We start from the raw sequence: 10,775 nt of genomic DNA, 5'->3' as shown, positions 1-10,775 counted from the left end.
TATTTTATTATATTTTCACAAAAAAAGCGATTGTTTCCATTCACAATCGCTTTTTTCATTATTGAACCCATTCGCCATTATAGTTGACCGAATAACCTTCTACGGTCGTATTCACTGCTAAAGCACCGGAGCTATAAGCGTAGTACCATTTGCCATTAACCCGGAACCAACCCGTCTTCATATCTCCATTACCTTCACTTAGGTAGTACCAAGTTGAACCATCTTGATACCAACCAGTTGCCATAGCTCCTGATGAACGGAGATAGTACCACTTGTTACCAAGATATTGCCAACCTATTTGCATTGCAGCAGTTGTTGGATCGAGATAGTACCAAGTTGAGTTATCATTGGTCCAGCCACGCACTAGTTCCCCAACAGTCAATCTATTGATACGAGCATCGAAGCCACCATCCTTCTGTAAATAATACCAGTGTCCCTCATCATGAACCCAACCAGTTTTTAAAGTGTGATAGCTACGCTGATCTTCAAAATAATAGACTCGTTTCTCTGCTGGACTATCATATTGTTCCCCATGATGTTTGTTGGTATTTGTAGCAGTTTTTGCTTCTAAAACTTGCTTACCAACAAATTCTTGTAGTACCCCATCTTGACCAAAGTAAAACCAATCTGGTCTAAAAGCAATATCTTGCCTTAGAGAAGAACCAATCGTAACCCCTTCGTGTGGAGCAGGTATATATTGCCAGCCGACAACCATCTCTCCAGATAAAGGATCAAAATAATAGTACTTACCATCAATCACTCGCCAGTAGGTTTCTTTGAGTTCCCCCTTCCTGTAGTAGGTTCTACCATTTTCTTGGACGAATTTCCAACCTTCTGAACTAGCATCATCCGCCAATACTGCACTTGTTGCTAGCAAACCGAAGAAAAAGGCTGATAATGCGATTTGCATCAATTTTTTTATTATTTTCATTAGACGTATCCTCCATAACTGATTATAGCAAAGGCCAAACTACATATCAATATATAGAACATCCCTCAAAAAAAGCAGTTACAAAACTGCAACTGCTTTCTATTCTTGCATGGTGTAACCGACACCACGCACGGTTTTAATGTAGCTTTTTTGACCTTTTACATCAAGCTTGCTACGTAGATAACGGATATAGACATCCACGATATTGGTTTCAGTCGCACTTTCATACTTCCAGACACTTTCCAACAACTGCTCACGAGTCAGAACTTTCTTGCTTCCCATAAGAGTAACCAAAAGGTCATACTCACGACGAGTCAGAGCAATCATTTCCTCGCCACGATAAACGGTATGATGCTCCACATCCATACGCAGATTTCGGTAAGACGTTGGAACCTTCATCTGACTACAGTGTTGGTCGATAAAGTCCCGACCACGGAAAATCGCTGAAATACGAGCTACCAGATTATCAATGATTACTGGCTTATAGATGCAAGAAACGGCAAAGCGTTGGATTGTCTCAAGCTGGTCTTGCAATTCTTCACGATGGTCCAAAACCATGATGACTGAGGCTGGCTTAGTCCGACTCAGTTTGTCTGCAAAATCCTGGGCTGTCATATCCCCCAGACGAGCATTCAATAAAATCAAGTCATAGTCTGTCTGAAGAGCCATGGAGAGGGCTTTTTGCCCCTCCTCAACCTGATCGACTCGGTATTGCTCTTTTTGGAGTTCCAAACTTAAAAAATGAGCTAGATTTCTTTCTTTCTCAAGTAATAAAATCCGTTTCCCCATGGCAGACCTACTTATTTTTCGTCATACCAAGAGTAGTGGAATGTTCCTTCTTTGTCTTTACGTTGGTAAGTGTGAGCACCAAAGTAGTCACGTTGCGCTTGGATCAAGTTAGCTGGAAGGTCAGCTGAACGGTAGCTATCATAGTAAGTAATAGCTGCTGAGAAGGTTGGCACTGGTACACCAGCTTGAACAGCAAGAGCTACGATATCACGTACTGCTTGTTGGTACTTAGCAGTAACATCCAAGAAGTACTCATCCAAAAGAAGGTTAGCAAGGTCTGCATCACGGTTGTAGGCATCTGTAATCTTTTGCAAGAAACGAGAACGGATGATACAGCCATCACGCCAGATAGATGCGATATCTGCAAATGGCAAATTCCAGTTGTTTTCTTTTGAAGCTACACGCAATTGCGCAAAACCTTGTGCGTATGAAATGATTTTTGAGAAGTAAAGGGCTTGACGGATTTTTTCAATCAACTCAGCCTTGTCTCCTTCAAATTTGAAGTCAGCTGGTTTTGGAAGAACCTTGCTAGCATGTACACGTTCTTCTTTGTAAGTTGAAATGTAACGTGCAAATACTGACTCAGTGATGAGTGACAATGGTACACCAAGGTCAAGTGATGATTGGCTAGTCCATTTACCAGTACCCTTGTTACCTGCGGCATCAAGGATGTAGTCTACGATTGGTCCATCTTGGCCTTCATCGTCTTTACGACTCAAGATATCAGCTGTGATTTCGATCAAGTAGCTGTCCAATTCACCCTTGTTCCACTCAGTAAAGATTTCAGCCATATCTTCTGCAGAAAGGCCTAGCAAGTGTTGCATCAAGTCATAGCTTTCTGCAATCAATTGCATGTCACCATACTCGATACCGTTGTGGACCATTTTCACATAGTGACCAGCTCCATCAGGACCGATGTAAGTCACACATGGTTTGCCATCTTCTGGTGCTTTAGCTGAGATTTCTTCAAGAACATCCGCAACCAATTCGTAGGCCTCTTTTTGTCCACCAGGCATGATAGAAGGACCTTCAAGGGCACCTTTTTCACCACCAGAAACCCCAGTACCGATAAAGTTGATACCTGAGTTTGCCAATTCTTCATTACGACGGATGGTATCTTTGTAGAAAGTGTTTCCTCCGTCGATCAAGATATCACCCTTGTCAAGGTGCGGAAGAAGGGCTTGAATTGTAGCATCTGTACCAGGTCCAGCTTGAACCATGAGCATGATACGACGAGGTTTTTCGATTGAGTTTACAAAACTTTCAACGTCATAGCTTGGTACAAAGTTCTTTTCAGGATGGCAAGCAATCACATCTTCAGTTTTTTCTTTACTACGGTTGTAAATAGCAACTGTGTAACCACGAGATTCAATATTAAGGGCAAGGTTACGACCCATTACGGCCATACCTACGACACCAAAGTTAGCTTTTGTCATTTGACACTCCTCTTGTTTAATTTGTTTTATTTTATCATTTTTACTTTTGAAAAGAAAGAATTTTGTAACGACTGCTTAGTAGTCCAAAGCATCCGCATGTCCAGAACCATTTCCAACAAAGTATCCTGTCTTACAGTTAAGGGTAAAGAGATAGGTTCCATCTGGCTTGTAGAGGTTGTAATAACCATTGCCATTAACGATATTAACACGTTCAAGGATATATTGGTTACCAGTGATATAACCACGTGAACGTGAAGTCGCTAGGATTTTTTCCAAGACACCATCCGCGAAATCCCAGGCAGAATTATTGCTATCATCAACAGCCGATTGATTGAACGGCACACGACTCGAAGCTCTCTGGAGATCAACTCCAGAACTTGATAAACCGCCATGGCTATCATCACGTGCAGAAACTGAATTGTTTGATGAGACGCTTGAAGATGGACTTGTGTTGTCTGTAGCCCTCTCTGTTGATGAACTTGAACTTTCTTGACTTGAACTTGAAGGAGCTGTTTGTTGACTCTTACCTAGACTGATAGCCTTATCTAGCACTTTATCAATCTCCGTATTTCCAGTTTTAATATCTGTAAATTTAGCATCTGATTTAGCTTTAGCGTTAGTGTCCAAAACTCCATCTACAATAGCTGGCTTATCAAATTGAGCATTGACATCTTGAATAGCCTTGATTTGAGTTGCTAGACTATCATACTTAGATTTTGCAAGCGTATATTCACGACTACCTTCTAGCTTATCAAGCAAGGTTTTAAGTTGACCCAGTTTATCAAACTGGCTATTCTTCAAAGCCGTTTTGTTTCTATCTGTATAGAAGGCATCATATAAATTATTGAATTCTTCCACATCTGACTGCGTGTTTGTAGTTGATTGAGAAGTTTGGATTTCCTTGGTAGAACGATCCACTTGACGATAAACATAATAACCAGTTCCAAGGATAAGAACCACTAAGGCTGCTAGAATACCATAAAGTACCCATTTCTTCTTACTATTTCCATCTTCACTATCTGTCACTCGATAAAGTGTTGGAATATCTTCAGTCTCAAATTCTTCTACAAGAGGTGCTTCTGAAACTCGTGTTAATTCTAAATCATCAAACTGACTCAACTCATCTTCTGGAGCTGGAAAATCTACTCCTGTTCCCTCACGAAGCTCTTGAAGTAAATTATCTAGAGTCTGAGTCTCCTCTATCTCTTCTACCTCTTCTTTTTCAACTAAATCATCCTTGCTAAACTGACGCGTTTCAAACTTATCTGCCTCAATTTCATCTTTATGTTGTTTCACATACTTGTCCAAGATAGAATCTCCAGGCAATACACCTGCTTCCACCTCTTCATTTTTTAGCATGGCTTCTCCAACCGTTAGATCTTTGGCATCATCAAAATCAAATTGCGCTTCTTGATGTTCTGTTATATGACGATCATGTCTTTTCTTACTCATGAGTTTTCCTTCCTACTTTACTTCCTGACGTTTAACACGCTGACCAAAATATTGATACAAATCAACTTTTAAAGTTCCATTGTACAACTTGCGCTTCTTGTCCGCCTGACTGCCGTACTTGGTCTCAAAGGCTTCATCACTAGTTAGGATAAATTTGCTCCACGTTTTCAGCGGTGCAAATACTTGCCCCATCTCAGCATAGAGTTTGGTAACTCCTGCATCATCTGACAAGCGTTCCCCATAAGGTGGGTTAGAGATAATCACTCCATTGATTTTATCGGAACGCAAATCCTGCACGCGCATCTGCTTAAAGGTAATATCTCCTGCAACACCTGCTGCCTGAGCATTGGCCTTGGCAATTTCCACCATACGCGCATCGATATCACAGCCCATGATATCTAGCTCAAGCTCACGATCTACTTTTTTGGCTGCTTCTGTGCGAACCTCTTGAATCAAGCGATCGCTAATCCAGTTCCATTCCTCAAAGGCAAAGGAGCGACGAAGACCAGGCGCCATCTTTCTAGCAATCATAACTGCCTCGATACAGAAAGTCCCCGAACCACAGGTCGGATCAATCAAGGGCTTGTCTGGATACCAGTTAGAGAGTTGCAAAATAGCTGCTGCCATGTTTTCCTTGATAGGAGCACCACCTTTTTCAGTACGATAGCCACGTTTAAAGAGGCTAGACCCGGTCGTATCAATCATGACAGTTGCGACATCTTTCAGAATAGAAACCTCAATCTTAAACTCAGGACCAGTTTCCATCAAGGGGACACCTTCTGGACGGGCATAGTGTCTCTGCAACTTCTTAACAACGGCCTTCTTTGAAATAGCCTGTACACTGGGTTCATTGTGTAGCTTAGATTTCACACATTTGGCTTTTGAAATCGGGAAACGTGCCCCAAGCGGTAAATAATTTTCCCAATCTAGGGCAAAAACTCCCTGGAATAGTTCCTCAAAAGTCTTAGCTGGGAAAGTTCCTACGATAATCTTGATACGATCTGCTGCTCGAAGCCAGAGGTTGGTCTCGATAATGGCTCTCACGTCTCCTTGAAAACGAACACGTCCATTTTCAACCTGACAATCGTAGCCCAACTCTCGCACTTCACGACCAACGACAGCCTCAAGACCCGCTGCAGCAGTCGCGATTAAATTAAATTCTTTTTTCATGTTACAGTCTTATGAGACCTTTCTATATGTCCACTTTAAAAAATGAGGTTGAGAAAAATTCTCAGCCCCAACCTATATGCAATTTTCTATAAGCCATGTTTTGTTCCAGAAGTGACTAGGACCACTTCCTTCGATAATCATCTGTCTACCACTAACAGCTTAGAGCTGATAGCAGTCAGAGTACTACGTTCGTTTCCGTGCACTCCATGCCCCGACCAAAATTTGGGTTGCTAGCTTGAGGGGTTTACCGCGTTCCACTCTCTCTGTTTCCAGAGAGACTTCGTCACTGTGGCACTTTCAAGCCTACTCTGGCCTATCCGAGGACTTAGCCATTTCAACTGCCGTAACGATTTCTCGTCCCTAGGCTTATGGTTTCGCCTAGCACAAACACTACAGGCATCACAGCCTGTGCTAGCATGGACTTTCCTCATGAAAAGAAATTCTCATCACGCGATTATCCAAAAATTGCACTTTTCAAATAAGCTCTTATAAATCAGAGTTATCCAAAATTTGTTTACCAAATACTTCTTTCTCAAGACGATTCAAACGTTTCAAAATATCAAAATTCGTCATAGAAGTTGTTGCTGTCATTTCAAGCGGTTCTGCTTGAACAGATGCGGATTCAGGCTTGCGAGACAATTCTTCCTTCAACTCTGCAATTTCTTGACGGAGAGACTTGACTAAGGCAGCATAAGTTTCGTAGTCCTTGATGACATCGTCCAAAAATTCATCAACTTCAACTTTACTATACCCACGGACTTCACGTCCAAACTCTTGCTCGAAAATATCTTTCGCTGAAAAAATAATACCTGCCATCTCTCTCTCCATTCTCGGTTTCTAATAGTATTATTATATAAAAAAAGGCAAACAAAAATCAAGGTCAAAGGCTTACTTTTCAGAAAAATTTTCTGCTAGCTCATTTAGGTCTTCAAACGTTAGCCTTTTTATGCGATACCCTTCCTGATTTTTCATCAAGGTATCCATAAATTTTAATTTGGTCTCATTTTCTGGGTCATAGAAAAAATAAGCTAGGTCAGTATTTTCCAGCAAAAATCGTTGGTAGTCTCGTAGTTGCCCCATATGTTCATATTTAGGATAGGCATATTTGACAAAATCTACCTGCTTAAATTGGCTAAGTTTAAGCTGATTCGCTTCATTCCAATTTTCCCCGTGTGTTTCAAAATCAAAAATGGTCGCTAGGTTGAAACCATATTCTTCTTTCATTTCATTTGCGACATCGAGTACCCAAGATTCAAATCCCAAGTTCCCTGTAAAGACCAGCCAATTAATCCCTTCTTCTGCCAAACTTTCTAAATCACGGCGAATGGCTTTCTTTATAATTTTTAACCTGATATCTTTTTCGTTAAAGACACCCAAGTCAAAATTAGAATATCCCATAATTAAAGCTGTAGTCATTTTTACACCTTTCTTTCTATTTTTATGGTATAATAGAGTGATGTTATTGTACCAATAAGGAGAAATATGGTCAACTATCCTCATAAAATTTCATCAAAAAAAAACAAAACATCCATTTCTCAACCAAATAATTTTGCAAATCGAGGAATGACTTTTGAAAAGATGATTAACGCTACAAACGACTACTATCTGACGCATGGCATGGCAGTTATCCATAAAAAGCCAACGCCTGTTCAAATTGTCCGAGTAGACTATCCTCAACGTAGTCGAGCCAAAATTGTAGAAGCCTACTTTAGACAAGCTTCCACAACAGATTATTCTGGCGTGTACAGAGGACATTACATTGACTTTGAAGCCAAGGAAACGCGACAAAAGAATGCTATTCCAATGAAGAACTTCCATCTTCACCAGATTCAACATATGGAACAAGTTCTAGAACAGCAGGGTATTTGCTTCGTACTGCTTCATTTTTCTTCTCAACAGGAAACTTATTTGTTGCCGGCATTTGATTTGATTCGCTTTTATCATCAAGATAAGGGGCAAAAATCAATGCCACTTGGATATATTCAAGAATACGGATATTTAGTAAAGCAAGGCGCTTTCCCTCAAATTCCCTATCTCGACATTATCAAAGAATATTTACTAGGTGGTAAAACAAGATGAACAAACAAACTATTCTGCGATTCTTAAAGTATATTGGAATTACATTTTTTACCTTATTTATCGCTTTATTTCTATTAGGTGGTGGTGTCTTCCTCTACTTTGTTAGCAAGGCTCCAGCCTTATCTGAAAGTAAATTAGTTGCGACAACTTCCAGCAAGATTTATGACAATAAGAACGAACTGATCGCTGACCTTGGATCTGAACGTCGAGTAAATACTCAAGCAAATGAAATCCCTACTGATTTGGTCAAGGCCATCGTGTCTATCGAAGACCACCGTTTCTTTGATCATAGAGGTGTTGATACCATTCGTATCATGGGTGCGGCATTGAGAAACCTCCAAGGCGGAGGAGGCCTCCAGGGAGCCTCAACCTTGACTCAACAATTGATCAAATTAACTTATTTTTCTACTTCAACTGCCGATCAAACTTTGTCACGTAAAGCTCAGGAAGCTTGGTTAGCCGTTCAACTAGAACAAAAAGCAACCAAGCAAGAAATCCTGACCTACTACATCAACAAAGTCTACATGTCTAACGGTAACTATGGAATGCAAACTGCAGCCCAAAATTACTATGGAAAAGACTTGAAGGATTTAAGCTTACCACAGTTAGCACTCCTAGCCGGAATGCCTCAAGCACCAAACCAATATGATCCTTATTCTCATCCAGAAGCTGCTCTAGAGCGTCGGAACTTGGTACTTTCGGAAATGAAGGGGCAGAAATACATCAGCGCAGAAGAGTATGAAAAAGCTATTAATACCCCTGTTACCGATGGTCTACAAAGCCTGAAATCAGGTAACAGTTATCCTGCATACATGGACAACTACCTTAAAGAAGTAATCGACCAAGTTGAACAAGAAACTGGTTACAACCTTCTTACCACAGGTATGGATGTCTATACAAATGTGGACAAAGATGTCCAACAACGACTCTGGGATGTTTATAACACCGACCAATATGTCACTTATCCTGATGATGACATGCAAGTAGCTTCGACTATTGTAGATGTATCTAATGGTAACGTTATTGCACAACTTGGTGCTCGTCATCAAGCAAGTAATGTTTCATTCGGCACCAACCAGGCTGTGGAAACCAATCGTGACTGGGGATCAACAATGAAACCCATCACCGATTATGCTCCTGCTTTAGAATTTGATATCTATGACTCAACTGCTACAATTGTACGAGATATCCCTTATAATTATCCTGGAACAAGTACACCTGTCTACAACTGGGATAGAGGATACTTCGGTAATATCACCCTTCAATATGCACTACAGCAATCTCGGAATGTTCCGGCTGTAGAAACACTCAATAAAGTTGGATTAAATCGTGCAAAAACCTTCTTAAATGGTTTGGGAATTGACTATCCAGATATGCATTATTCTAACGCCATATCAAGTAACACAACTGAATCTAATAAACAATACGGCGCAAGTAGTGAAAAAATGGCTGTTGCTTATGCTGCATTTGCCAATGGTGGTATCTATCACAAACCGATGTACATTAATAAAGTTGTCTTTAGTGATGGTAGCGAAAAAGAATTTTCTGACCCTGGTACCCGAGTTATGAAAGAGACCACTGCTTACATGATGACAGAAATGATGAAAACAGTCTTGACCTCTGGAACTGGTTTTAATGCCTATATTTCATGGCTTCCTCAAGCCGGTAAGACAGGTACCTCTAACTATTCAGATGAAGAAATCGAAAATCATATTAAATCAAGTCAACTTGTTGCACCGGATGAAATGTTTGTCGGCTATACTCGTAAATATTCGATGGCCGTATGGACAGGTTACTCAAACCGTCTTACTCCAGTCATCGGCAATGGATTCACAGTTGCTTCTGCAGTCTATCGTTCAATGATGACTTACCTATCAGAAGATGACCACCCAGGAGATTGGACTATGCCTGAGGGCTTATATAGGAGTGGAGAATATGTCTTTAAGAATGGAGCTCGTCCTACATGGACTGCTCCTGCTACTCAACAAAGTTCTACACCTGCTCCCGCGAACCAGACTCCAGAGACTTCATCCTCTCAGTCAAGTGTAACGACACCAAACACAAATCCAAATGCAAATACAGTTACTCCCAATGCTGGAACCAATGAGAATACGGCGACACAACAACCAAGTACCAATCAAGGGCAGCCTAACCAAAATCCTCAACCAGCGCAACAATAAATTACTAACCACCCAAAAATTGGGTGGTTTTTCAATCTGTTCTTTGTTAAATCAATAATTAGATAAGAAAAACCTGAGAAGGTCAATTGTACTTCTCAGGTTTTTTATTCTATACACTCTACTGGTTTAGAATACTGTTAAGGGAGAGTTTAATTGTCATATACAACTAATCTTTTTTACTTTTTGCTACAAAGATAGCAGATAAGGCTAGTCCAACGCTTGCCAAGAAAATAGCTGTTTCTGACTGTTTTTCACCAGTCTCTGGCAATCTCTTGTCTTCCTTGGCAACTTGAACTGGTGCTTCTGGAGTCTGAGATTTTTCTAACGAGCTTAGCTTAAATTCTGGTTTTTCTACTGTCGGTGCGGCTTGGTCACCTACGGTTGATAATGGACCTGTGTACTCTGGTAATTCGTGTTTCAAGGCCATAACGGAGTTAACTCCACCCTGGAACTCTGGCTTCTCAACTGTCGGTGCGGCTTGGTCACCTACGGTTGACAATGGGCCTGTGTAGGCTGGAACCTCATGTTTCAAGGCCATAACGGAGTTGACTCCACCCTTGAACTCTGGTTTCTCTACTATTGGAGCGGCTTGGTCACCTACGGTTGATACTGGGCCTGTATAAGCTGGTAGCTCATGTTTCAAGGCCATAACTGCATTGACACCACCCTTGAACTCTGGTTTCTCTACTGTTGGAGCGGCTTGGTCGCCTACAGTTGATACTGGACCTGTATAAGCTG

General features: G+C 41.0%; 10 protein-coding genes and 1 other RNA gene. 2 read left to right on the top strand and 9 right to left on the bottom strand.

Going from position 1 to position 10,775, the window contains the following annotated elements:
- Nucleotides 1–58: 58 nt before the first annotated feature.
- From PAN07_RS13590 to PAN07_RS13555, 8 genes are all read right to left on the bottom strand, one after another.
- Nucleotides 59–931, bottom strand: a complete 873-nt coding sequence (locus tag PAN07_RS13590; RefSeq protein WP_084861617.1) for an N-acetylmuramoyl-L-alanine amidase family protein — start codon at nucleotides 929–931, stop codon at nucleotides 59–61.
- Nucleotides 932–1,030: 99 nt separating this feature from the next.
- Nucleotides 1,031–1,720: a response regulator transcription factor gene (locus tag PAN07_RS13585; RefSeq protein ID WP_084861615.1), complete on the bottom strand. Its 690-nt coding sequence runs from the start codon at nucleotides 1,718–1,720 to the stop codon at nucleotides 1,031–1,033.
- A gap of 11 nt (nucleotides 1,721–1,731) precedes the next feature.
- Nucleotides 1,732–3,156, bottom strand: a complete 1,425-nt coding sequence (gene gndA / locus PAN07_RS13580; protein WP_084861612.1) for an NADP-dependent phosphogluconate dehydrogenase — start codon at nucleotides 3,154–3,156, stop codon at nucleotides 1,732–1,734.
- 75 nt (nucleotides 3,157–3,231) lie between these two features.
- Nucleotides 3,232–4,608, bottom strand: coding sequence for a cell division site-positioning protein MapZ family protein (locus PAN07_RS13575; RefSeq protein WP_269798122.1), 1,377 nt, complete (start codon nucleotides 4,606–4,608; stop codon nucleotides 3,232–3,234).
- A gap of 12 nt (nucleotides 4,609–4,620) precedes the next feature.
- Entirely contained in the window at nucleotides 4,621–5,778 is a 1,158-nt protein-coding gene (locus PAN07_RS13570) for a class I SAM-dependent RNA methyltransferase (RefSeq protein WP_084861608.1), read from the bottom strand.
- Between the two features lie 84 nt (nucleotides 5,779–5,862).
- Nucleotides 5,863–6,244: RNase P RNA component class B (gene rnpB / locus PAN07_RS13565), an RNA gene on the bottom strand.
- A 20-nt stretch (nucleotides 6,245–6,264) separates the two neighbouring features.
- Nucleotides 6,265–6,594 (bottom strand): cell division regulator GpsB, encoded by a 330-nt coding sequence (gene gpsB, locus PAN07_RS13560; RefSeq protein WP_192856264.1) that lies wholly within the window; start codon nucleotides 6,592–6,594, stop codon nucleotides 6,265–6,267.
- A gap of 72 nt (nucleotides 6,595–6,666) precedes the next feature.
- Nucleotides 6,667–7,194 carry a DUF1273 domain-containing protein gene (locus tag PAN07_RS13555; RefSeq protein ID WP_084861603.1) on the bottom strand — a complete coding sequence of 176 codons (528 nt, stop codon included), beginning with the start codon at nucleotides 7,192–7,194 and terminating at the stop codon, nucleotides 6,667–6,669.
- Between the two features lie 66 nt (nucleotides 7,195–7,260).
- On the opposite strand from PAN07_RS13555, the gene recU reads away from it, so the two are divergent.
- Nucleotides 7,261–7,857 carry a Holliday junction resolvase RecU gene (recU, locus tag PAN07_RS13550; protein ID WP_084861601.1) on the top strand — a complete coding sequence of 199 codons (597 nt, stop codon included), beginning with the start codon at nucleotides 7,261–7,263 and terminating at the stop codon, nucleotides 7,855–7,857.
- Complete coding sequence (pbp1a, locus tag PAN07_RS13545) at nucleotides 7,854–10,037, top strand: penicillin-binding protein PBP1A (protein ID WP_084861599.1); 2,184 nt, start codon at nucleotides 7,854–7,856, stop codon at nucleotides 10,035–10,037. The genes recU and pbp1a overlap by 4 nt, the downstream gene beginning before the upstream one ends.
- 166 nt (nucleotides 10,038–10,203) lie before the next feature.
- Here the strand turns inward: pbp1a and PAN07_RS13540 are convergent.
- A partial coding sequence (locus PAN07_RS13540) for an SIALI-17 repeat-containing surface protein (protein ID WP_269798121.1) occupies nucleotides 10,204–10,775 on the bottom strand: 572 nt, incomplete at its 5' end.

The sequence above is a fragment of the Streptococcus sp. SM5 genome, assembly GCF_027497975.1.
The sequence above is the reverse complement of the archived record's forward strand: the minus strand, read 5'-3'. Positions and strand labels throughout refer to the sequence as shown.